The sequence below is a fragment of the Salmonella sp. NW722 genome (genome assembly GCF_051702785.1).
Classification (GTDB): Bacteria; Pseudomonadota; Gammaproteobacteria; order Enterobacterales; family Enterobacteriaceae; genus Salmonella; species Salmonella enterica.
Genome location: NZ_JAMMIN010000001.1, coordinates 860,159 through 883,732, shown reverse-complemented (window position 1 = coordinate 883,732; position 23,574 = coordinate 860,159). Strand labels below are relative to the sequence as shown.

The 23,574-nt window shown below is 51.7% G+C and carries 21 protein-coding genes and 2 pseudogenes; 11 read left to right on the top strand and 12 right to left on the bottom strand.

Annotation, left to right across the window (positions count from 1 at the left end):
* From NA330_RS04325 to ybiB, 4 genes are all read left to right on the top strand, one after another.
* On the top strand, positions 1-261 hold a 261-nt coding region (locus NA330_RS04325), incomplete at its 5' end, for an iron-containing alcohol dehydrogenase (RefSeq protein ID WP_117341058.1).
* Positions 262-443: 182 nt separating this feature from the next.
* Complete coding sequence (gene rhlE / locus NA330_RS04320; protein WP_000007065.1) at positions 444-1,805, top strand: ATP-dependent RNA helicase RhlE; 1,362 nt, start codon at positions 444-446, stop codon at positions 1,803-1,805.
* A gap of 207 nt (positions 1,806-2,012) precedes the next feature.
* Complete coding sequence (dinG, locus tag NA330_RS04315; RefSeq protein ID WP_001218630.1) at positions 2,013-4,157, top strand: ATP-dependent DNA helicase DinG; 2,145 nt, start codon at positions 2,013-2,015, stop codon at positions 4,155-4,157.
* 29 nt (positions 4,158-4,186) lie between these two features.
* Positions 4,187-5,161: a DNA-binding protein YbiB gene (gene ybiB / locus NA330_RS04310; protein WP_023242278.1), complete on the top strand. Its 975-nt coding sequence runs from the start codon at positions 4,187-4,189 to the stop codon at positions 5,159-5,161.
* A gap of 155 nt (positions 5,162-5,316) precedes the next feature.
* Here ybiB and ybiJ read toward each other — a convergent pair whose 3' ends face one another.
* Both ybiJ and NA330_RS04300 read right to left on the bottom strand, forming a co-directional pair.
* Complete coding sequence (gene ybiJ, locus NA330_RS04305) at positions 5,317-5,577, bottom strand: DUF1471 family protein YbiJ (RefSeq protein WP_000849089.1); 261 nt, start codon at positions 5,575-5,577, stop codon at positions 5,317-5,319.
* 284 nt (positions 5,578-5,861) lie between these two features.
* Positions 5,862-6,128: a DksA/TraR family C4-type zinc finger protein gene (locus NA330_RS04300; protein ID WP_000146332.1), complete on the bottom strand. Its 267-nt coding sequence runs from the start codon at positions 6,126-6,128 to the stop codon at positions 5,862-5,864.
* A 204-nt stretch (positions 6,129-6,332) separates the two neighbouring features.
* On the opposite strand from NA330_RS04300, the gene rlmF reads away from it, so the two are divergent.
* Positions 6,333-7,259, top strand: coding sequence for a 23S rRNA (adenine(1618)-N(6))-methyltransferase RlmF (gene rlmF, locus NA330_RS04295; protein WP_001275962.1), 927 nt, complete (start codon positions 6,333-6,335; stop codon positions 7,257-7,259).
* On the opposite strand, the gene ybiO is transcribed toward rlmF, so the two are convergent.
* From ybiO to rhtA, 6 genes are all read right to left on the bottom strand, one after another.
* Positions 7,256-9,478 carry a mechanosensitive channel protein gene (ybiO, locus tag NA330_RS04290; protein WP_001267697.1) on the bottom strand — a complete coding sequence of 741 codons (2,223 nt, stop codon included), beginning with the start codon at positions 9,476-9,478 and terminating at the stop codon, positions 7,256-7,258. The genes rlmF and ybiO overlap by 4 nt on opposite strands.
* A gap of 118 nt (positions 9,479-9,596) precedes the next feature.
* Entirely contained in the window at positions 9,597-10,319 is a 723-nt protein-coding gene (gene glnQ / locus NA330_RS04285) for a glutamine ABC transporter ATP-binding protein GlnQ (RefSeq protein ID WP_000569093.1), read from the bottom strand.
* Positions 10,316-10,975, bottom strand: coding sequence for a glutamine ABC transporter permease GlnP (glnP, locus tag NA330_RS04280; protein ID WP_001159076.1), 660 nt, complete (start codon positions 10,973-10,975; stop codon positions 10,316-10,318). Before glnP ends, glnQ begins: the two co-directional genes overlap by 4 nt.
* A 145-nt stretch (positions 10,976-11,120) precedes the next feature.
* Complete coding sequence (gene glnH / locus NA330_RS04275) at positions 11,121-11,867, bottom strand: glutamine ABC transporter substrate-binding protein GlnH (protein ID WP_000838671.1); 747 nt, start codon at positions 11,865-11,867, stop codon at positions 11,121-11,123.
* Between the two features lie 476 nt (positions 11,868-12,343).
* On the bottom strand, positions 12,344-12,847 hold the full coding sequence (dps, locus tag NA330_RS04270; protein ID WP_000100805.1) for a DNA starvation/stationary phase protection protein Dps: 504 nt from the start codon (positions 12,845-12,847) through the stop codon (positions 12,344-12,346).
* A 302-nt stretch (positions 12,848-13,149) separates the two neighbouring features.
* Positions 13,150-14,037: a threonine/homoserine exporter RhtA gene (rhtA, locus tag NA330_RS04265; RefSeq protein WP_001119554.1), complete on the bottom strand. Its 888-nt coding sequence runs from the start codon at positions 14,035-14,037 to the stop codon at positions 13,150-13,152.
* 353 nt (positions 14,038-14,390) lie between these two features.
* On the opposite strand from rhtA, the gene ompX reads away from it, so the two are divergent.
* Positions 14,391-14,906 carry an outer membrane protein OmpX gene (ompX, locus tag NA330_RS04260; RefSeq protein WP_000716763.1) on the top strand — a complete coding sequence of 172 codons (516 nt, stop codon included), beginning with the start codon at positions 14,391-14,393 and terminating at the stop codon, positions 14,904-14,906.
* 61 nt (positions 14,907-14,967) lie between these two features.
* Here ompX and NA330_RS04255 read toward each other — a convergent pair whose 3' ends face one another.
* Together NA330_RS04255 and mntS are read right to left on the bottom strand one after the other, a co-directional pair.
* Positions 14,968-16,548, bottom strand: a complete 1,581-nt coding sequence (locus NA330_RS04255) for a phosphoethanolamine transferase (protein ID WP_023242277.1) — start codon at positions 16,546-16,548, stop codon at positions 14,968-14,970.
* Between the two features lie 264 nt (positions 16,549-16,812).
* Positions 16,813-16,941, bottom strand: coding sequence for a manganase accumulation protein MntS (gene mntS / locus NA330_RS04250; protein WP_001001755.1), 129 nt, complete (start codon positions 16,939-16,941; stop codon positions 16,813-16,815).
* Positions 16,942-17,126: 185 nt separating this feature from the next.
* On the opposite strand from mntS, the gene mntR reads away from it, so the two are divergent.
* Positions 17,127-17,600, top strand: coding sequence for a manganese-binding transcriptional regulator MntR (mntR, locus tag NA330_RS04245; RefSeq protein ID WP_000533542.1), 474 nt, complete (start codon positions 17,127-17,129; stop codon positions 17,598-17,600).
* Positions 17,597-18,709 (top strand): anion transporter, encoded by a 1,113-nt coding sequence (locus NA330_RS04240; protein ID WP_023242276.1) that lies wholly within the window; start codon positions 17,597-17,599, stop codon positions 18,707-18,709. Before mntR ends, NA330_RS04240 begins: the two co-directional genes overlap by 4 nt.
* Positions 18,710-18,752: 43 nt before the next feature.
* Here NA330_RS04240 and ldtB read toward each other — a convergent pair whose 3' ends face one another.
* Positions 18,753-19,673 (bottom strand): L,D-transpeptidase, encoded by a 921-nt coding sequence (gene ldtB, locus NA330_RS04235; RefSeq protein WP_001056404.1) that lies wholly within the window; start codon positions 19,671-19,673, stop codon positions 18,753-18,755.
* 219 nt (positions 19,674-19,892) lie between these two features.
* Between ldtB and NA330_RS04230 the strand changes: the two genes are divergently transcribed.
* Together NA330_RS04230 and NA330_RS04225 are read left to right on the top strand one after the other, a co-directional pair.
* Positions 19,893-21,485 (top strand): ABC-F family ATPase, encoded by a 1,593-nt coding sequence (locus NA330_RS04230; protein ID WP_023242275.1) that lies wholly within the window; start codon positions 19,893-19,895, stop codon positions 21,483-21,485.
* 399 nt (positions 21,486-21,884) lie between these two features.
* Positions 21,885-22,628: a DUF4261 domain-containing protein gene (locus tag NA330_RS04225; protein WP_077943786.1), complete on the top strand. Its 744-nt coding sequence runs from the start codon at positions 21,885-21,887 to the stop codon at positions 22,626-22,628.
* 28 nt (positions 22,629-22,656) lie between these two features.
* Here NA330_RS04225 and NA330_RS04220 read toward each other — a convergent pair.
* Positions 22,657-23,384, bottom strand: a pseudogene (locus tag NA330_RS04220) (Cof-type HAD-IIB family hydrolase); the annotation flags it as partial.
* Here NA330_RS04220 and NA330_RS04215 point away from each other — a divergent pair.
* Positions 23,375-23,458 (top strand): annotated as a pseudogene (locus tag NA330_RS04215) (hypothetical protein); the annotation flags it as partial. The pseudogenes NA330_RS04220 and NA330_RS04215 overlap by 10 nt on opposite strands.
* Positions 23,459-23,574 lie beyond the last annotated feature (116 nt).

The window sequence follows — 23,574 nt, the reverse complement described above, 5'->3', positions numbered from 1 at the left end:
AGCGCGCCGGGCGACCGTACCGCCGCTAAGATTGAAAAACTGCTGGCATGGCTGGAAAGCATTAAAGCTGAGCTGGGAATTCCTAAGTCTATCCGTGAAGCTGGCGTGCAGGAAGCTGACTTCCTGGCACACGTTGACAAACTGTCTGAAGATGCCTTCGATGACCAGTGTACCGGCGCTAACCCGCGTTATCCGCTGGTATCGGAACTGCGCCAACTGCTGCTGGCAAGTTTCTACGGCGAGGCGTTTGCTGAACAATAACGCATGGATCTCCGTCGCGGGGGCGTCATTTTCCCCGCGGCTCACCGTAAGGATAATTTATGCGCCGCATCACAAAAACTGCTACACTCCGCCCCTTCATGACATTGTGGTTTTTGTCATTCCAAATTTGAGCATCTCCCTGAAAACTACACCGGCAACGGTCGGGGCGGTCCGGAGTAGTTATGTCTTTTGATTCCCTGGGATTAAACCCTGATATCCTGCGCGCTATTGCCGAGCAGGGTTACCGTGAACCTACCCCTATTCAGCAACAGGCGATTCCCGCCGTGCTGGAAGGCCGCGATCTGATGGCCAGCGCCCAGACTGGAACCGGTAAAACGGCGGGTTTTACCCTGCCATTGTTGCAGCATCTGATTACCCATCAGCCGCACGCTAAAGGTCGTCGCCCGGTGCGTGCGTTGATCCTCACGCCAACCCGCGAGCTGGCGGCGCAAATTGGCGAAAACGTCAGAGATTACAGTAAATATCTCAATATTCGCTCGCTGGTGGTATTTGGCGGCGTAAGCATCAATCCGCAGATGATGAAACTGCGCGGCGGCGTGGATGTGCTGGTGGCGACGCCGGGACGTCTGCTCGACCTGGAACATCAAAATGCCGTGAAGCTGGATCAGATTGAGATTCTGGTACTGGATGAAGCCGACCGTATGCTGGATATGGGCTTCATTCACGACATTCGTCGCGTGCTGGCGAAACTGCCGGCGAAGCGTCAGAATCTGCTGTTCTCCGCCACGTTCTCCGACGACATCAAAGCGCTCGCCGAAAAGCTGTTGCGCAACCCGCTGGAAATCGAAGTGGCGCGCCGCAACACGGCCTCAGAGCAGGTGACGCAGCACGTGCACTTTGTCGATAAAAAACGCAAACGTGAACTGTTGTCGCAGATGATTGGCCAGGGCAACTGGCAGCAGGTGTTGGTCTTCACCCGCACCAAGCATGGCGCGAACCATCTGGCGGAACAGCTTAATAAAGACGGTATTCGCAGCGCGGCGATCCACGGTAATAAATCGCAGGGCGCACGTACCCGCGCGCTGGCCGATTTTAAATCCGGCGATATTCGCGTGCTGGTGGCGACGGATATTGCGGCGCGTGGTCTGGATATTGAAGAGCTGCCGCACGTGGTCAACTATGAACTGCCGAACGTGCCGGAAGATTATGTACACCGTATTGGCCGTACCGGTCGCGCGGCGGCAACTGGCGAGGCGCTGTCGCTGGTCTGTGTTGACGAGCATAAACTGTTGCGTGATATCGAAAAATTGCTGAAAAAAGAGATCCCACGCATTACGACGCCGGGCTATGAGCCGGACCCGTCGATTAAAGCGGAGCCGATTCAGAACGGTCGTCAGCAGCGCGGCGGCGGCGGTCGTGGACGCGGACAAAATCAGGGGGGAGCGGGGCGCAGTCAGCAGCCGCGACGTCAGGATAGCGGGGCGGCGAAGGCGAAACCAAAACCGCGCACAGGCGAGGGGAAACCCGCTGGTGACAAAGCACGTCCGCCGCGTCGCCCGCGCAGAATCACGCCTGCCCAGTAAATTTTATCCGGCAACATGCCCGGTAGCGCGACGCTTACCGGGCCTACGGACTATGCAAATACGTAGGCCGGATAAGGTGCTTGCACCGCCATCCGGCAAAATACACATCGCGTTGCGAGCCGCCTTCCAGAACCGGTAAAAAAGGTACTTCCCGCCCCTGAAATGTGACACAATAGTGGCTGTTTATACAGTACTTCAGGTTTTCTCATGGCATTGACCGCTGCGCTGAAAGCGCAAATCGCCGCCTGGTATAAGGCGCTTCAGGACCAGATCCCCGACTTTATTCCCCGTGCGCCGCAGCGGCAGATGATTGCTGACGTCGCCAGAACGCTGGCCGGGGAAGAAGGGAGACATCTGGCTATTGAAGCGCCGACCGGCGTCGGGAAAACCCTCTCCTATCTTATTCCCGGTATCGCCATTGCCCGGGAAGAGCAAAAAACACTGGTGGTCAGTACCGCTAACGTGGCGTTACAGGATCAGATCTTTAGCAAAGATTTGCCGCTGCTACGAAAAATCATCCCCGATCTGCGCTTTACCGCCGCCTTTGGCCGCGGGCGTTACGTGTGTCCGCGAAACCTGGCGGCGCTCGCCAGTAGCGAGCCTACGCAGCAGGATCTGCTCGCCTTTCTTGATGACGAACTGACGCCTAACAACCAGGAAGAGCAAAAGCGTTGCGCCAGGCTGAAAGGGGATCTTGACGGTTACAAATGGGATGGTCTGCGGGATCATACCGACATTGCTATTGACGACGATCTGTGGCGGCGATTAAGTACCGATAAAGCCAGTTGTCTGAACCGCAACTGTCACTATTACCGCGAATGTCCATTCTTTGTCGCCCGACGTGAAATACAGGAAGCGGAAGTCGTGGTGGCGAATCACGCGCTGGTAATGGCGGCGATGGAAAGTGAAGCCGTACTGCCGGAACCAAAGCATCTGCTGTTGGTACTGGATGAAGGTCATCATCTGCCCGATGTCGCTCGCGATGCGCTGGAGATGAGCGCGGAAATTACCGCCTCCTGGTATCGCTTGCAACTGGACCTGTTCAGCAAACTGGTGGCGACCTGCATGGAGCAATTTCGCCCTAAGACCACGCCGCCGTTAGCGAATCCTGAGCGACTTAACGCCCATTGCGAGGAGGTGTACGAACTGATCGCCTCGCTCAATGCCATTCTTAATCTGTATATGCCCGCAGCGCAGGAGGCGGAGCACCGTTTTGCAATGGGCGAGTTGCCTGATGAGGTCATGGAAATCTGCCAGCGACTGGCGAAGCTGACCGAGACGTTGCGTGGGCTGGCGGAATCCTTTCTCAACGATCTCAGCGAAAAAACCGGGTCGCACGATATTGTGCGTTTGCATCGGGTGATTTTACAGATGAACCGGGCGCTGGGAATGTTCGAGGCGCAAAGTAAATTATGGCGGCTGGCTTCGATGGCGCAGTCTTCAGGCGCGCCGGTGTCCAAATGGGCGACGCGTGAAATACGCGAAGGGCAACTCCACGTCTGGTTCCATTGTGTCGGTATCCGCGTCAGCGATCAGCTGGAAAGATTGTTATGGCGCAGCGTACCGCACATTATTGTCACCTCGGCGACACTGCGCTCGCTCAATAGCTTTTCGCGCCTGCAGGAAATGAGCGGCTTAAAAGAAAAAGCCGGCGACCGCTTTGTGGCGCTGGATTCGCCGTTTAATCATGTGGAACAGGGGAAACTGGTGATTCCTCAAATGCGCTACGAACCCACCATTGATAACGAAGAGCAGCATATTGCCGAAATGGCGGCCTATTTTCGTGAGCAACTGGAGAGCAAAAAACATCATGGTATGCTGGTACTGTTCGCCAGCGGGCGGGCGATGCAGCGTTTTCTGGAGCATGTCGCTGATGTGCGCTTACTCCTCCTGGTCCAGGGCGACCAGCCGCGTTACCGGCTGGTGGAGCTGCACCGTAAACGGGTGGAGAGCGGCGAACGCAGCGTGCTGGTTGGGCTTCAGTCTTTTGCCGAAGGGCTGGATCTTAAAGGCGAGCTGCTGACGCAGGTCCATATCCATAAAATTGCCTTCCCGCCGATCGACAGCCCGGTCGTGATCACCGAAGGCGAATGGCTAAAAAGTCTGAATCGTTATCCGTTTGAGGTACAAAGTTTACCAAGCGCGTCTTTTAATTTAATTCAGCAGGTAGGGCGATTGATCCGTAGCCATGCCTGTCGGGGAGAAGTGGTCATTTATGATAAGCGGTTGTTGACCAAAAACTACGGACAGCGTTTACTGAATGCCTTACCTGTTTTTCCGATAGAGCAGCCTGCCGTGCCAGACGTTATAGTAAAACCAAAAGCAAAACCTGCACGCCGCCGACGGCGTTAATGCTGTGAGCACACTTCAAGGAGCTTTCAATGGATTATCGCAAGATCATCAAAGAGATCGGGCGAGGTAAAAATCACGCCCGCGATCTGGATCTGGATACCGCGCGCGGTTTGTATACCCGAATGCTGAATGGCGACGTCCCCGACCTGGAGATGGGCAGTATATTGATGGCGCTGCGTATTAAAGGCGAAGGCGAAGCCGAAATGCTGGGCTTTTATGAAGCCATGCAGAATCATACCATCAAACTGACACCGCCCGCAGATAGGCCGTTGCCGGTCGTTATTCCCAGCTATAACGGCGCGCGTAAACAGGCGAATTTAACGCCGTTGCTGGCTATCCTGCTGCATAAATTGGGCTTTCCAGTTGTAGTACACGGCGTCAGTGAAGATCCGACCCGCGTACTGACGGAAACAATATTTGAGCTGATGGGGATTGTGCCCACCCTACACGGCGGACAAGCGCAGGCCAAACTGGACGGGCACCAGCCGGTGTTTATCCCGGTGAGCGCGCTCTGCCCGCCGCTGGAAAAACAACTGGCGATGCGCTGGCGGATGGGCGTGCGCAACAGCGCGCATTCACTGGCCAAGCTGGCGACGCCATTTGCTGAGGATGCCGCGCTGCGTTTATCAAGCGTTTCTCACCCTGAATATGTCCCGCGTGTGGCGACCTTTTTTAGCCGCATCGGCGGGCGGGCTTTGCTGATGCATGGTACCGAAGGCGAAGTCTATGCCAACCCGCAACGCTGTCCGCAAATCAGCCTGATTGATAGCCGTGGCGTGCAGGTACTGCATGAGCGTCAGAGCGACACGCACGACGAGCCGCTTTCACTGCCTGCGACTAAAGATCCTGAAATCACCGCGCGCTGGATTGAGCGCTGCCTTGCCGGCCGCGAGCCGGTGCCGCAATCATTAAAAACGCAAATGGCCTGTTGTCTGATTGCGACGGGAGAGGCGGCGACGTTAGAAGACGGGATTGCGCGCGTCGAACAGGCTTTTAGCGAATAAAAAAAGCCCGTCCAGTGACGGACGGGCAAATAAGGGTAACAAACAGGGTTAATGAGGGTTGGAGCAGTGGGTCTGTTGGCAAACAGACGAGGGTAATACCCGTCAGAATTCAAACAACAGCGATGTTACATTCTGAAATCTGGCGGGCAGGTAAATTATTTATAAATCACCGCAGTGCCGCTCATTTTGTCATTACCCACGGCGGAGGTGATGTTATAAGCGCTTGCGCCAGCAGCGGCGGCTTTTTCAGCCAATTTAGCTTCCAGGCCATCCAGCGTGGTGGCGCCATCGGCAGACACTACGCCGATTTTATGCAGGTTTTGCGTCTGAGACGCGCTAACCGGTTCTGCGGCAAAAGCGCCAAAAGAAAGGGTGGAAAGCGCGATGGCTGCAACAGCATATTTAATGGTTTTCATGATTAATCTCTCGCAGGTTATTCTGTTTATGGGACGATGTTCCGTCGATGTGATGAGTATCACGGTTTTTTGCGAAAGATAAAATCGAATAGAATTGACGGCCTTGCTCAAAATTTTTGAATGACAAATAACTTATTGATTATTAATTAATTCAACAGTGGAATTTACCGTTCTTGTCATCTGGCTTTACAGAGTCGAGGTTAACGGCACATTCTGCGACGCAGAACGCTAAAAAGCATGAGCGTAAAGGAATGGATGATACTGGCGGTTTCGGTAAAGAAAAGTCAGCGTAACTGGCTGTCTTTTGAACCTCTGCGATTATATCCTGAAAATGTTGCGTTATGTAAATCTTTCTCCTGTTGGCAGGATATGCATAACCGAACGCCCGGTACGGCTTTACGCCGCGCTTCAGGGATAGGGTCGCCGCAAGATTCGCATTCATCGCGACTTTCGCCGTGAGGAAGTTCGCCGCGAGCGCGGGCAACGGCATCTTCAATGGTATTGTTGATTTGTTCATTCACTGCGTCGTCATTTGCCCAGCCGGATGCCATCACGCTCTCCTGATTTTAGGGTACCTGAGGTTAAGTGTAGCGCCGTCAGGTGAAAAAATCGCATCGCGCGATCTTTTCAGACCATGAGCAGAGCCAATGTCATTCAGATATCCGATCAAATGAGCAAGGCAGGGAATTCGCAGTGGTATATTTACCCCGTGGCGTTATACGGGTATCTTACGCCGCTGCTAAAAGGAGAATGCCATGTCCGCCCAGAAACCGGGGTTACACCCGCGCAACCGCCACCAACACCGTTATGATCTCGCCGCACTGTGTCAGACCACGCCGGAATTGACGTCCTTTCTTATCCGCACGCCCGCCGGTGAACAGAGCGTTGATTTTGCTAATCCGCAAGCGGTAAAAGCGCTCAATAAGGCGTTGCTGGCGCATTTTTATGCCGTCACACACTGGGACATTCCGCCAGGTTTTTTATGTCCGCCAGTGCCTGGTCGTGCGGATTATATCCATCATCTGGCGGATCTGCTTGGCGAAACAACAGGGAGTATTCCGGCGCAGGCAACTATTCTGGACGTGGGCGTGGGCGCCAATTGTATTTATCCGCTTATCGGCGTCCATGAATATGGCTGGCGATTTACCGGTAGTGAAGTCAGCGACGCAGCGATGTCCAGCGCGCAGGCTATCATTCAGGCTAATACGGGGTTAAGCCGCGCCATTCGTCTGCGTCGGCAAAAAGATCCGGCGGCCATTTTTACCGGTATTATTCATAAAAATGAATTTTATGACGCAACGCTTTGTAACCCGCCTTTTCACGACTCCGCCGCCGCAGCCCGCGCGGGCAGCGAGCGTAAGCGCCGCAATTTGGGGCAGAATAAAGATGATGCGCTGAACTTTGGCGGTCAACAGCAGGAGCTATGGTGTGAAGGCGGCGAAGTCGCCTTTATTAAAAAAATGATTGCTGAAAGCCAATCCTTCCGCCGTCAGGTGTTGTGGTTTACGACGTTGGTGTCGCGCGGCGAGAATTTACCGCCGCTTTACCGGGCATTGACGGAGGCTGGCGCGGTGAAAGTGGTGAAAAAAGAGATGGCCCAGGGGCAAAAGCAAAGCCGCTTTATTGCCTGGACCTTTATGGATGACGACCAGCGTCGCCGTTTTATCACCCGTAAACGCTAAATCGTCGGTTCGCGCGGCGGCAGTGAATCAGGCGACGGGCCGCCGGCGGGGGCGGGCAGAACCTGATACGTTTGCACCGGCGCGCGCACATTGGCCAGATCAAAATGCTTTTTCACCTGGCTATCAAGGGCAAAACGCACCGTCCACTGCTTGAGCGGTAGGGTGGTGAACGATACGCGTAAAGTAAACGCCGTGTTCGTTAAACCGACAATACCGGCGAACGTGGGTTCGCCGATAATCAGCCCGCGAATATCCTCCGTCTCCATCAGCGCCGTTACCGCGTCTTTCAGCGCCTGATTCGCTTTATCCGCATCCTCATGGCGATCCACGTCATAGTTGGCGACAACTGAGCCGATACCGCGCACAAAGTTGGCGAAAGTGGTGATCGAGGACCACGGGATAATATGGTATGCCCCGGTATCCTGCCGCACGCCGACGGAACGAATCGACATTCTTTCGACCGTCCCCGTCAGCGGGCCTATGGTGACTAAGTCGCCGGTATTCATCCCGTTTTCAAACTGAATAAAGACGCCGGTAATAATATCTTTCACCAGGGTTTGCGAACCGAAAGAGATAGCCAGACCTAACGCCCCCGCGCCAGCCAGCAATGGCGCGATATTGACGCCGATTTCCGATAACACGATCATGATGGTTATGGTACTGATAATCACAGCCAGCGCATTGCGGAACAGCGTCAGCAGCGTGCGCGTGCGGGCGCTGGGTAGCGGGCGACCATGAATATCAGAGGCCAGGCGATTCTCAATCAGACTGGCGAGAATCGTCCATCCCACGGCGGAGAAGAATAAGATTAACGCGATACGGATGAGGATATCGACCATCTTTTCCCCCGCGCCATAATGTAGCCAGTGCCAGAAATCGAATAATCCCCAGGCGTTGAGCAACAGCATAACGGCGACGCAGACGGTCAAAAAGCGTGCGACTTTTAGCGCCGAGGAGAGCCAGCCGTTAAGCCGCTTTTGTAATTCCGGGTAATTGCGCTGCGTATGGGGCGACAGGGTGATGGTTTTCGCTATCCAGCGGGTAAACATACCGGAGATAAACGCCGCGATGCCAATAATCGCCAGACTGCGCACGGTCGCGCCCATCATAAACTTCAGACTATTGCCTGGGTCGAATAACGAGAAGAAAAACAGCACGATAAAGTAGGCGCTGGCCAGCCAGTGCCACACCAGCGCAAAGGCGCGGATAAACAGGCTAAAAAAGGCTAATGATCGTTCCGCCAGGCTTAATAAATGTTGCGTAATCTCCGCTTTGTTTTTAAAGATCAGGTACAGCGCCCAGATGGTGATGCAGAGCATGATCGCCACATTAGCCATCGCGCCAACCTGAACATTCACCTGGTTGGAAATAATCGGAACGGCAACAATCAGCCCGTAGCCAATCAAACTGCTAAGGGAACTCATACGGCGATTCCAGTAACGCGCTGTCGCATCCTGAATTGCGAATGGGCGTAATTCCGGTACATTAGGGCAAAAGATAAGCCGCAGAATCGCTTTAAAGAACTCTATCAGCGCGAAGGCATTCAGGAACAGGCTTTGCTGAAAAGCGATAGTTCGACTTCCGGCATGGAAATTATCACTGAGCATCTGACCGATAAATAAGGTGAGCGCCAGTAGCAGGAGGTCGATAATAAACGCGCCGGCGATCATCGCCGGGAGCTGTAACCAGTTGCTGCGTTCACGGTTTTTCTTGCGCGCCCACAGGCCCATTTTTCGATATAACGGCAGGGCGCAAAGCCGTATCACGCTATAAAAACCAAATACCGCGACGGCCAGAAATAAAAAGTGGGTTAACGCGTTGGTGAAGGTTTGAGAGTTAAACGGCTTGTGCGGCGCATCGGTGATGTTGCGATAAAGCTGGGCGAAACGGGTAGCGAAAGCATCGCCGTACTGACGGGTAACGGTGGTGACGTTCTCCAGTACCGTTTTTTCATCTTTGGCCGCAGGCGGCGCAAGCGCTGGCGCCGGCTCGGTCGGCGGCGTGGTTGAGGCTTCGCGGAGTTGCGCTATCAATTCGTTACGTGAAGCCTCGTTCTCCAGTACGTCAGCCAGGGCCGCATAGGCCGCTTTTTTTTGTTCAGGACTGGGCTCTGGCGCTGCTTGCTGGCTGGTTGATGTCCCCGTGGTCACGCCGGGTATGGCGACCGCATGGGCAGGCGCGCCCAGTAGACAAAAAAGGATGAACAGGGTCCACCGCATGACTCCTCCAGTGAGAAAAGAGACGCAAAACACTAAGTATAGATGGCGCAGGGGAGGGAAAATGAAATGGGACTATTCCATGATGCCCTCCCTGCCGCAGGGCAGGAAGGGCGATATCTTAGGAGACGTGCTGTAAAAATTCCTGTAAACGTGGGCTTGGCGGGTTTTCGATCAACGCCTGCGGACTGCCATCTTCGGCAATACGGCCTTTATCGATAAAAATCAGCCGTGAGGCGACTTTTTCGGCAAAGCCGATTTCGTGAGTGACAATGACCATGGTCATGCCTTCTTCCGCGAGATCCTGCATGACTTTCAGCACTTCATGGCGCAGTTCAGGGTCCAGAGCGGAGGTTGGCTCGTCAAAGAGCATCATTTTCGGCTTCACTGCCAGCGCTCGGGCAATGGCGACGCGCTGTTGTTGACCGCCGGAAAGCTCGGAGGGGTAGTGGTGCGCCCGTTCCGCCAGTCCAACTTTCGCTAATAGTGCTTTCGCCTGTTTTTCCGCTTCTTCTTTCTTTACGCCGCGCACGCGCAGAGGACCGAACATCACGTTTTCGAGCGCGGTCAGATGCGGGAACAGATAAAACTGTTGAAACACCATGCCGGCTTCCTGGCGAATCAGCCGTTCGTCTACTTTAGGATCGTTGACTTTCAGACCATCGACAATCAGATCGCCGGAGGTGATCTCTTCCAGTTTATTGATACAGCGTAATAACGTGGATTTACCCGAACCGGAAGGGCCGATAATCACAACCACTTCGCCCTGACGGATGTTTAAATCAATGTTATGTAGCACCTGGGTGGGGCCAAAGTGCTTGGAGACGTTTTTAAATTCAATCACAGGATTTTCATCCTTCTTTCAAGACGACGCAAAATAAAGCTCAGCACCAGCGTAATGATCAAATAGAAGACGGCCACGGCGCTCCAGATTTCCAGGGCGCGAAAGTTACCGGCAATAATTTCCTGGCCCTGACGGGTCAGCTCGGCTACGCCGATAACAATAAACAACGAGGTGTCTTTGATGCTAATGATCCACTGATTGCCCAGCGGCGGCAGCATACGGCGCAGAGCAAGCGGTAAAATAACATGGCGGATGGTTTCCCGGCGAGAAAGGCCCAGCGCCAGACCCGCTTCGCGAAAACCTTTGTGAATGGATAGTACTGCGCCGCGAGTAATTTCCGCGATATAAGCGCCGGAGTTAATCATAATTGTCACGACCGCTGCGCTGAACGGATCAATACGCAAATCATTAAATGCCATCGGCAGGGCAAAGTAGATAAACATGACCTGGACAACGATGGGCGTGCCGCGAATAATTTCAATGAAAACCAGGGCGATGTGGTTGGCGAACCAGCCGCCAAACGTACGGGCAAAACCTGCCGCCAGTCCAATAACCAGGCCGCCAGCCAGACCGAGGACCGAGATCCACAGGGTCATTTTAGCGCCCTCAAGCAAAAGCGGAATGGCGGGCCAGATGGCGCTCCAGTCAAACTGCATATGTCGTTCCTGTTACCGTGGTGTAAATAGTCAAATGCTCTATCCGGCGCGGAAATGGCGTGAAAGTGTCTTATCCGTCACGGAAAAGAGCTGTAGGCCCGGTGAGCGTCCTCACTACCGGGCCACAAGCCAACATCAGGTCGTTTTATTTAGGTTCTGTACCGAACCATTTTTTGTAGATTTCGTTATAGGTGCCATTCTCACGCAGCGTTTTCAGCGCGCCGTTGACTTTCTCGCGCAGTTCATCGCTGCCTTTCGGGAAGGCAACTCCGTATTGCTGTGCTTCCAGCGATTCGCCTACCGCCTTGAACTGGCCGTTGCCTGCGGTTTTGATAAAGTACAGGATGTTCGGCGTATCGTGCAGAACGGCGTCTGCGCGGTTGGTGCCTAATTCCATGTACGCGTTATCAATGTTCGGGAACTGACGCAGATCTTTGGTTTTGATATTCGCTTTCGCGTAATCCACCGACCCGGTTCCGCTCTTCACGGCAACGACTTTGCCATCGAGGTCTTTAACGCTTTTAATATCGTTATTGTTGGCTTTCACCATCACGAGCAGACCGCTTTTGTAATAGCCATCGGAAAAGTCGATCGCTTTTTTACGCTCGTCCGTAATCGTAATCCCCGCCAGCGCCAGATCGATATTTTTGGTTTGTAATGCCGGAATAATGCCGCTGAAATCCATCGGTTTCAGGGTGTAGTCCAGCTTCAGTTCTTTCGCGATAGCGTCCCACAGATCAACATCAAAACCGACGTATTTGTCGCCCTGTTTAAATTCAAACGGAACGAACGCCGTATCGGTTGCCACCACGAGTTTCTTATCCGCAGCGTGCGAAGACACCGCAAAAGCCAGGGTAAGTGCAGCCAGTGAAACTTTTAATAGAGACTTCATAGCATTTCCTTTTCTATCCACGGGGCGATCCCCTGCGAGAACATGTAGCGTAATGAAAAAATCATGCCAATTATGTAACTCATTGTTTTAACAGAAGCGTCAATCATTCCTGTGCACAATAAGTCGGGCAAAACCAGTATGCCGCACCGTTTTGGGGCACTGATTTAGTGCATGAATAACAAAGTAGAGATACAGGGTCTATTTAGCGTAAAAATTGTTGTTAAAACAATCTTTAATTAACGATTGTGTGATGTAATTATTACAAATAATTCACTTTTATCGGAGGGGGGTACAAGACGTGTGCACTATTTAAGTGCAAAACCCCTGTGCCAGGCAGGGGTATAGGGATGACTTATATACCTGTGTACATCAAGTTGCAGGTGCGTTCGCTTCAGTTACCGACGGAAGTCAGGCTTCTGCGGATTCGCTGCGTTTGTACCCTCCTGCAACTCGAAGTATTCAGGGTAGAGATAGATTTATTCGATGTTGGATTCGATAAACCACAGGAATTTATCGAGGTCGCGTGATGCGGCGGTAAAGATATCGGCAGTGTCTTCATCTTTGGCTTCACCGATAGCTTTGCGAACATCATTAGCGACAACAGCGTAGCGATCGGCCAGTTCTTTTAAGTGATCCTGCACGTTATGGATATCGAGCGGATAGCTTTTCAGTGGAGTTTTGCTGTTGATAACTTGCGTGGTGCCTAACGCCACACCGCCAAGCTGTACGGCGCGCTCGGCCATAGTATCCAGATGATCGGTCAGTGCGGTACGGAAGCCATCCAGCATCTCATGAACGGCAATAAAGTTAGCACCGCGCATGTTCCAGTGGGCCTGTTTCGTGATCAGCGACAGGTCAATGAACTGGATCACCTGACGATTAAGCAACTCAACCGTCGCTTTTTTATCGCTCTCTGATACATCGTTACGGGTATAAAGCAGATTAGACGCTTTTGTTTTTACCAGTTTAGCGGTACTCATAATCTCATATCCTCTTGATGTTTGTGTCCCAGGTAATTAACGAAAATAAGTATAGCACCGGTTTTTAACTTTGCTTTTTTGAATTTACCTATCACTTTAATAGTACAGACAAGATTTAATATTTATTATGATTAAAAATCAATTGGTTAGATGAGTTTGCTGTTTCGTGGGTAATAATTCTCATTTTAATGTAAAAAATGAGAAAAAATATGACAAAAAATGACGAAGTAATAGCGCAATAATAAAAGGTGAATAACGAGGTGATATTCTGCATGATTATGCACATCATGCAGAATAAGAAACTATTTTACGTCAACTTGTTTAATTTGCGGTTCGCGTCGAATCGTTAGGGTAGAACCCATTGAGGCGGCAATGATGGCGCACAGGGCCAGGATTTGTATGCCCGTAAGCGTTTCGCCCAGAAAAATCATCCCGGAAACGGCGGCCAGCGCGGGTTCCATGCTCATCAGCGTACCGAAGGTGCGGGTTGGCAGGCGCGTCAGCGCAATCATTTCCAGTGAATAAGGCAGCGCCGTAGAAAGCACAGCGACCGCTAACCCTAAGGGAAGAATCGACCAGTGCCATAGCGCGTCGCCAGCCTGAACTGCGCCAATCGGCACGAAAATGATGGCGGCAATCAGCGAGCCTACCGCCACCGTGGCCGGACCATGTTCCGCGCCTGCTCGCTGGCCGGTAAGAATATAGACAGCCCAACAGGCGCCAGCGCCGAGCGCTAACGCGGCCCCGGTAAGATCGACGTGAGACATATCTTGCCCTAATGGCAGCAGGAACCAGAGTCCAAGTACAGCCAGTACGACCCAAATAAAATCTACCGGCCGCCGGGATGAAAACAGCGCGACCGCCAGAGGACCGGTAAATTCCAGCGCGACCGCAATACCCAACGGCACCGTCTGAATCGACAGATAGAATAGATAGTTCATCCCGCCCAGCGACAGACCATAAAACAGTAAAGGCAGCCGCTGCTCTTTGGCAAAACGCAAACGCCAGGGTTTGAAAAAGGCGATAAGGATAAGCGTTCCCAACGCCAGACGAAGCGCCGTTACGCCCGGCGCGCCGACAAGAGGAAATAACGATTTCGCCAGTGAAGCGCCACTCTGAATAGAGGACATGGCAATGAGCAAAACCAAAATGGGCAACCAGACTGGTAGTTTACGTGTTGACCCCGGCATCCTTTCTCCTGTCAAAAAATGTCAGTACGAGTAAAGGTGGCAGTGTAATGGAAATTCCCCGTGGCGGTTGAGGATTCGTTGAAAAAAAATTTCCAGGATTCCATAAAATGAACTTAAATTGATGGATAAATAGACTGTTAGTTTAGGAATAATCTGGATGAATGTATCGCATCGCACGCGCATTATTGGTGCAATCAGCCGGAAAAGTGATGTTAATTGAATAAGATAGCGCGATATGGAAACGTTCTGTTACATGAAAGGCGCCCTTAGACACCGTGAATCGCAAAGAGTTTCCCATTAATTTTTGATATATTTAAAACTTAGGACTTACTTGAAGCACATTTGAGGTGGTTATGAAAAAAATTGCATGTCTTTCAGCACTGGCCGCTGTTCTGGCTTTTTCCGCAGGTACTGCAGTAGCTGCTACTTCTACCGTTACCGGTGGTTACGCTCAGAGCGACGCGCAGGGCGTAGCGAATAAAATGAGCGGTTTCAACCTGAAGTATCGTTACGAGCAGGACGACAACCCGCTGGGCGTAATCGGTTCCTTCACCTACACCGAAAAAGATCGTACTAACGGTGCGGGCGATTACAACAAAGGTCAGTACTACGGCATCACTGCCGGTCCGGCTTACCGTCTGAACGATTGGGCGAGCATCTACGGTGTAGTCGGTGTGGGTTACGGTAAATTCCAGACGACCGATTACCCAACCTACAAACATGACACCAGCGATTATGGCTTCTCCTATGGCGCTGGTCTGCAATTCAACCCGATGGAAAATGTTGCTCTGGACTTCTCTTACGAGCAGAGCCGTATTCGTAGCGTTGACGTTGGCACCTGGATTGCTGGCGTGGGTTACCGCTTCTAATCACGTCGGTGAAAATGAAAAATCCGCCTTTCGGGGCGGATTTTTTTGCCTGAAACATGCATTATTTTAGTGAAAAAATATCGCTGCCCAGATGGTTATAGTCCACTTTCTGTAATTTGAAATTGGTGATATAAACGGGCCCGGCTTTCTGCTCCGAAATAAAACGATAGCGATTTTTGATCTCTTTAGCGCTAATTCCTGTCCATTGCGAGAAAAAACTCAGGAAATCGTTCGCGGAACGGCGAGCTTTAATGATCCGATGCGCTTTACTGTCGCTTGATAGCACCATAAACGGCACCTGGAAGTTTTGCTGGAATTTGTCGTCATGCGCCAGGTACTGTACCGCTTTGCCGCGCTCTTTAAACGCCAGCCCGTGATCGGAGAAATAGACGAGCGAAAAACTGTCGCCGCTATGACGAAGCTGAGTATAGAGCTGACGGAGTAAATCATCGGTTTGCGTCATGGTGTATAAATAACAAGACGTCTCTTTCGACTGGACAAACGTCGCGTATTTTCCCTGAGTACGGTCGCAGGCCTGGGGATGCGACCCCATTAAATGCAACACAATCAACTGCGGTTGCGTGCGTTCTGTCGCCAATACCTGCGCCGTCATGGTTAACAGCGCGTCGTCGCGAGTATTTTTATCCGCTTCAAAATCGCCGTTTTTCAGGAAATGCGCTTCATCGGCGCGTTTGGCGATACTGGCGATGGCCGTGTCGTATTCGCCGATTTGCCCCTGATTGGAAAACCACCATGTCTGAAAACCGGCGCGGTTAGCCAGCGTGACGAAGTTATCCTGATACTGCGGTTTGTTATCCACCACGCGATTGAGCGTTAAACCGAGCGATTTTTGCGTTGAGCCGCTGGCGGCGATGTAATCCATAAAGAAGTCGCCATTCACATGGCTGGCGAAGGGGGTATTATCCCAGTGGCCGCCGAAAGCGCCCATGGCATCCCGTCGCGCGCTTTCACCAATCACCACGACATAGATGTGATATCTGGGTTTCACCGCAGTAACCGTCCAGCTATCTTTTATGCCGGATAGCTGCGCCATACGGTGCTGCTCTTCAATGACTTCGTTGTTATTGACGATAACGTCTTTGGCGAAGCGAAAAACCGGATAGCCGGTATCAATAACCTTAAAAACGCCGCCCCACGCCAGATTTTGTACCGGCGCGACGAAAAATGCCGCGACGCTAATCAGCAGGCACAGGCTGTCGAGGCTATTCCAGCGCGGCCTGACCTCTTCTTTTCGGCGGCGAAGCGCAATAATACCCAGCACAAAAATAAAAAGTCCGGTCAGGTAGCTATACCACGGGAAGATGGTCAGGATTTCGCTCGACTCTTCCATATTGGTGGAGTGCAGCGCCAGCAGCGTATTAAAGTTCGGCGCGCCGTAAGCCTGGCCAAAGGGAAAATAGCAAGCGGCTACCAGCGAACAGATGCCGAGCAGCGCTTTTTGTCCGCGAGGCAGGTAGCGCCAGAGCAGCAGCAGCAGGCAGGTAAACGCCGCGGTATAAAGCAGGCTAAAGGGGTAGCCGAGCGCGAGGTTAATCAGCAGCGACTGTAAAAAGTAGAGGCCCGCCCACGGGCTTACAGCCCGACGACGGGCGAGAAGTGAATCGATAAGGGTTGAATTCATATGCCACTATTGCAAAAACGCCATGTGCTAACCCTGGCGCGAAGGGTCATTACCTGCCTGATTATGCGTAAAAAAGGTATTGGGTTCGCAACGGCGAGTCGCAAAATATTCAGGGCTGCCAGAAGATAGAGCGTGCGGGTAAGAAGGTCAACCGCCGGAAAGAAAATGTTTTGCGAAGAGAATAGCAAAACCACAAAAAAACAGGGGAAATGGGCGCCATTTCCGTTGAGGATGCAAAATAAAGCGGCGTACCGCACCGCCGCCTTATTTCGTGGAAGGGTTATCCTGCTCCGGTTTGCCGTTGATCATATCGCACAACATAGAGAGCAGCATTAACCGGACTTTAAAGGGAGAGTGACTGAACACGCGTATACACCTCTTAAATTCGTTCATATAAACCTCCTGATGTTTCTATCCCATCGATCCGTGAGGGATGTCTGCGTTACATACAGATATAGCACAGGCTATGTTTTATAGCTATTGCTAAAACGTTAATTTTTTGTGCCCGGACAACTCTGGTTTACAATGAGCGCTCTGTCAGCTGACGCGTTAACGCGTCACAGAAACGAGGAAGCAAAATGGGTCGTCGCGCAGGTACGCCAACAACAAAAAAAGTGACGCAATTGGTGAACGTAGAAGAACACGTTGAAGGATTTCGTCAGGTCAGAGAGGCGCATCGGCGTGAGTTGATAGACGACTACGTTGAGCTGATTTCCGATTTAATTATTGAGGTAGGGGAAGCGCGTCAGGTGGATATGGCGGCGCGGCTCGGCGTCTCCCAGCCGACTGTGGCCAAAATGCTTAAGCGCCTGGCATCGTTAGGATTTATTCAAATGATCCCCTGGCGCGGCGTTTTTCTGACGCCGGAAGGGGAGAAGCTGGCGCAGGAAAGCCGCGAGCGGCATCAAATTGTCGAAAATTTTTTACTGGTATTAGGCGTAAGCCCGGAAATCGCGCGTCGTGATGCGGAAGGGATGGAACACCATGTCAGCCAGGAGACATTGGATGCCTTTTTGGCCTTCACGCAACAGCATGGAACATCTGCAGAATGAATCTGGCCTTTTTACGGGCGCTGCGGCGTGACCGTTTTTTTCAGTTGTTGATCATTGTGGGGATGGCGTTAAGCCTGTTTGTTCCTTTTGCGCCCCGCGCCTGGCCTGGCACGATTGACTGGCACACCATTATTACCCTCAGTGGGTTAATGTTGCTCACTAAAGGCGTTGAGCTGAGCGGCTATTTTGATGTGCTGGGACGCAAGATGACGCGCCGATTTCATACCGAGCGGCAACTGGCGATGTTCCTGGTGCTGGCTGCGGCGGTGCTGTCGACCTTTCTGACAAACGATGTCGCGCTGTTTATCGTTGTGCCGCTGACGATAACGTTGAAAAAACTGTGCGCGATTCCGGTCAACCGATTGATTATTTTTGAAGCGTTGGCGGTGAACGCCGGTTCGCTGCTGACGCCTGTCGGTAATCCGCAAAATATTCTGTTGTGGGGACGCTCCGGCTTAACCTTTGCTGAATTTAGCGGGCAAATGGCGCCGCTTGCCGTCATGATGATGCTGACGTTACTGCTCCTGTGCTGGTTTTGTTTTCCGGGTAGGGCGTTACAGTACCATACCGGTACGCGTTCGCCGCAGTGGCAGCCCCGTCTGGTGTGGAGTTGCCTGGGATTATATGTCGTTTTTCTTACCGCGCTGGAGCTCAGGCAAGAGTTATGGGGACTGGTGTTGGTGGCTGCTGGGTTTATTGTGCTGGCGCGCAGGGTGATAGTCAGCGTGGACTGGACGCTGCTGTTGGTATTTATGGCGATGTTTATTGATGTCCATCTACTAACGCAATTGCCGGCGTTGCAGGGCGTTTTCAACCAGGTTGGCGCACTGTCTCACCTGGGACTTTGGCTAACCGCTATCGGCTTGTCTCAGGTTATCAGTAATGTGCCCAGTACCATTCTCCTGCTGAACTATGTACCGGCCTCGACGCTGCTGGCGTGGGCGGTGAATATCGGCGGGTTTGGTCTGCTGCCGGGGTCGCTGGCAAATCTTATTGCTTTACGGATGGCGAACGATCGCCGAATCTGGTGGCGGTTTCATTTCTATTCGCTGCCGATGCTGGCATGGGCGGCGCTGGTGGGATATGGATTATTGCAACTGATGCCGTAAGAGAAGCCCGATAGTATCTATCGGGCTTCGCAGGCAGAGTCTGTCAGTTCAGACGAACCGGCATCCCGGAACGATCCTGAACCGCCTGTTGTACGACGGTCTGATCAACGTCAGGCTCGTTGGTGACGGCCAGGATGCTCTTATTAAGCGTGATCGGCACCGCTTCCTTACCTTCAAACTGCGCTTCCGTCGTTGATAGCGGGTTATGCACCTCAATGTAACGGCTACCGTCCGGCTCGGTGGTGGCTTTTACCGGTTCATCGATAAACTGCACGCGGGTACCGACCGGCACATTTTCAAACAGGAATTTGATATCGTCGTTGCGCAGACGTACGCAGCCGTGGCTCACGCGAAGCCCGATGCCGAAGTTGGCGTTGGTGCCGTGAATAGCATACAGGCGACCGATGTACAGCGCGTACAGGCCCATCGGGTTATCCGGGCCCGCAGGCACGACGGCAGGCAGCGGCTCGCCGGCGGCGCGATATTCAGCGTGCATTTTTGCCGTAGGCGTCCAGGTCGGACCGGCTTTTTTACGTTCAACTTTGGTCGTCCAGTTGATAGGCGTGTCTTTACCTAACTGACCGATCCCAATCGGCAGGACGATAACGGTGTTTGTGCCTTTCGGGTAGTAATAGAGGCGCATTTCCGCGCTATTAATGATAATGCCTTCGTGTACGGTATCCGGCAGGATCAGCTGCTGCGGAATATTCAGCACGGTACCGCCCTTCGGCAGGAAGGTATCCACGCCCGGGTTGGCTTCCAGCATGTTGGAGAGCCCCATCTGATACTCCGCGGCAAAATACTCCAGCGGCTGGGTATTGCCCTCCGGAACGGTGATGACCTGATTTTGCCCAATTAAACGGCTACCATCGGTAGGCAGCGGGTAAGTGACTGCTGAGGCTGTTTTACAAAAACCAACTACAGCGAAAGCCGCCGCGAAAAGCGTTGTTAATTTCATATTCATGTTATGCGAGATTCTGTGCCAAGCAGGCTAGTAGGTTGAGAATTCTGTCATGTTGGGAGCGCATTATAGGTGCATTCCAGTAAACAGGGAATTCAGATGTGTACGAAATCACGTTTTTTTCCCCTTACGGTTCAGTGTAGCCCTTTGTACAGGGCGCGATCTTATTTCAGACTTGTGGCATAATAAGCGGTTTGTCACATCTTTTTTCAGGATAAGCCTGTGTTAGTTTCCAGCAACGTTACCATGCAGTTCGGCAGTAAGCCGCTGTTCGAAAACATTTCCGTCAAATTTGGCGGCGGCAACCGTTACGGCCTGATCGGCGCCAACGGTAGCGGAAAGTCCACTTTTATGAAAATCCTCGGCGGCGACCTGGAGCCGACGCTGGGCAATGTTTCCCTCGATCCGAATGAGCGCATCGGTAAGCTGCGTCAGGACCAGTTCGCTTTTGAAACATTCACCGTACTTGATACTGTCATTATGGGGCATGGCGAACTGTGGGAAGTCAAGCAGGAGCGCGACCGTATCTACGCCTTGCCGGAAATGAGCGAAGAAGACGGCTATAAAGTCGCCGATCTGGAAGTAAAATACGGCGAGATGGACGGTTATTCCGCTGAGGCGCGCGCGGGCGAACTGCTGTTGGGGGTGGGCATCCCGCTGGAGCAGCATTACGGTCTGATGAGTGAAGTCGCGCCAGGCTGGAAATTGCGTGTGCTGCTGGCGCAGGCGTTATTCTCTAATCCGGACATCCTGTTGCTCGACGAACCGACCAACAACCTGGATATTGATACTATCCGTTGGCTGGAGCAGGTGCTGAACGAGCGCGATAGCACGATGATCATCATTTCGCACGACCGTCACTTCCTGAATATGGTTTGTACGCATATGGCGGATCTGGATTACGGCGACTTGCGCGTCTATCCGGGTAACTATGATGAGTATATGACGGCGGCGACCCAGGCGCGTGAACGTCTGTTGGCCGATAATGCGAAGAAAAAAGCGCAAATTGCCGAGCTGCAATCTTTTGTTAGCCGTTTTAGCGCCAATGCCTCTAAATCGCGTCAGGCAACGTCGCGCGCGCGGCAGATTGATAAAATCAAGCTGGAAGAGGTGAAAGCCTCCAGCCGTCAGAACCCGTTCATCCGTTTTGAGCAGGATAAAAAACTGTTCCGTAACGCTCTGGAAGTGGAGGCGCTGACGAAAGGTTTTGATAACGGTCCGCTGTTTAAAAATGTCAATTTGCTGCTCGAAGTCGGCGAGAAGCTGGCGGTACTCGGCACCAATGGCGTGGGTAAATCTACGCTGCTGAAGACGCTGGTTGGCGATCTGGACGCCGATCACGGCACCGTTAAATGGTCGGAAAACGCGCGTATTGGTTACTACGCGCAGGACCACGAATATGAATTCGAAAATGACCTGACGGTGTTTGAATGGATGAGTCAGTGGAAGCAGGAAGGCGACGACGAGCAGGCAGTGCGCAGTATTCTGGGCCGCCTGTTATTTAGCCAGGATGATATCAAAAAGTCTGCGAAAGTCCTTTCCGGTGGCGAGAAGGGCCGTATGCTGTTCGGCAAACTGATGATGCAAAAGCCGAATATCCTGATCATGGACGAACCGACTAACCACCTGGATATGGAGTCGATCGAATCGCTGAATATGGCGCTGGAGCTGTATCAGGGCACGCTGATCTTTGTTTCGCACGACCGTGAGTTCGTCAGCTCGCTGGCAACCCGCGTCATTGAAATTACGCCGGAGCGCGTGGTGGACTTCAGCGGCAACTACGACGATTATTTGCGTAGTAAAGGGATCGAGTAAGTTATTGTCTGTAACCCCGATAGCGTCGGGGTTACAGAATGTTAACAAGGTAATTTTTATTTTTTCCGAATGCAATGTGAAAATTATATATACTCTTAATGTTCGATTTTAAAATTAAATGAAAGAAGAGGATCTATCATAAAAATTGCGAATATATTTTGTGGTAAACATATTGTAATGTTATTTTCTTTATAAGAATTCAAGTGCTATTTTATATTCCTTTATTGTTCAACAAAAGGAATAAATATGAGCATTTTGGAACGCTTTTTGGGCCGTAAAGAAAAAAACTCATCTAATATACAAGGTGTTTTAGTAGCGAATGCTGAAATTGATAACCCACTAAGTTTAGTTGTTGTATTTGATACTCTCCCGGAAAATAATTCAAAAGAACTCACCCGCTTGTTGCGTAATTATCATTCCAGTATGAAACAGGCAATGTGTGAACTTGTCCCTGAACTGGATTTTTTTGGTTTAGCAGGATGGGGTAAACATGTAATATCGATGGTTGGATTTAAAACGCCTTACCCTCAGGAATCAATCGAACAATGCGTCGCGCCAGCTCATTATCCCCAGGAAGTAAAAGAGCAAGTACGGGCAACCAGTGCAAATATTATTTTATATTATAAGGGGTATGATACTTCACCTTTAGAGCAATATGTTGCGTTGGCTGTGGTTGCAGGTGCATTAAGTAACATGGGGGCTGTCGCTGTATTAAATGAATCGGCTCACACTTCATTACCTGCGGGGGTATTTAAGTCTCAGGAGTTGGGTAAGCATAGTCTGGAGATGTTGCGTGAAGGTTTCCCGCTGACCTCTCTATTTTGTGGATTTGTGAAATATGAAGTTGAGGATATCGAAGGCGTATGGATGCGTACCTATGGTGCTGATTGCTTTGGGCTACCAGATTTCGCAGCACACGCACAAGGTCATCACGAAGGGCAAAAATATTCTGATATTTTCAATAATGTTCTGCGTTACCTGCTTGAAAGTGGAGCAGAAATGGCTGCCGGGCATACCATGCAAGTCGGTAAAACGACATTTATGAAACTGCGCGATCCCCTTGACGATGAATATTACTTACAGGGGCCTGGAACCACATTAGTGGTTGAACTGATTGAAGAAGATGAGTGTAATGCTCATTGAGAAATCGGGGCGATTGCCCCGACTCTCGTTAAAGTGTAAACGGTACTTTATTTTCCAGCACCGCCTGAATCACATTCAGTGCGCCTTCATGCTTATTATTATCGGTAGCGTAACGGGCGATTTGTTTAATGTTTTCTGCGGCATTGTCCATCGCAAAGGAATAACGCGCCATTTTAAGCATCTCTGCGTCATTGCCGCTGTCGCCAATCGCTACCACATTTTGTGGCGACAGATCCCAGCGTTTCAGTAACCGCGAAATACCGTTTACTTTATGCAGGCCGGCAATAATCAGAACGATAAAGCCAAAACCACTTGTGACGGGCTTCATAATGCCATCGAGCGTAACGTGTAGTTTGTCGATACCAGCGGGATTTGTTCATCCGGTAGGTTGAGCGAAAACTTGAACAGTACGTCATCAATCTCCTGATAATCTTTTACGGGTTTCAGGCGATGGTAGTGTTTTGCCATCAGGGTAACGAATGCTTCTGGCGCATTTTCGCTGACATATGCACTTTGCAGACCGCAGGCGACAAAATTAAGTTGCTTATCTTTCAGCAACTCGCCAATCACAATCCGCGATTCATGTCGGGTCAGTTCGCCGTGGAACAGTTGCTTGCCATGTTCATACACCAGCGCGCCGTTTTCCGCGACAAAAGAGATCTCATCCTTTAGCTCAGGAAAGAACGAAATAAGCTGGTAATACTGATTACCGCTGGCGACAACGAACTCAATGCCGCGCTTTTTCAGTTCCTGAAATTACGCCGGAGCGCGTGGTGGACTTCAGCGGCAACTACGACGATTATTTGCGTAGTAAAGGGATTGAAAGCTAAACACTGACGCCCGGTGGCGTTGTGCTTACCGGGCCTACGTATCCTGGCGCGTAGGTTCGGTAAGACGGGTGCGCCCAGGTAAAGGGCACACCGCAGGTGAGCGGGAAGGGCGGTAC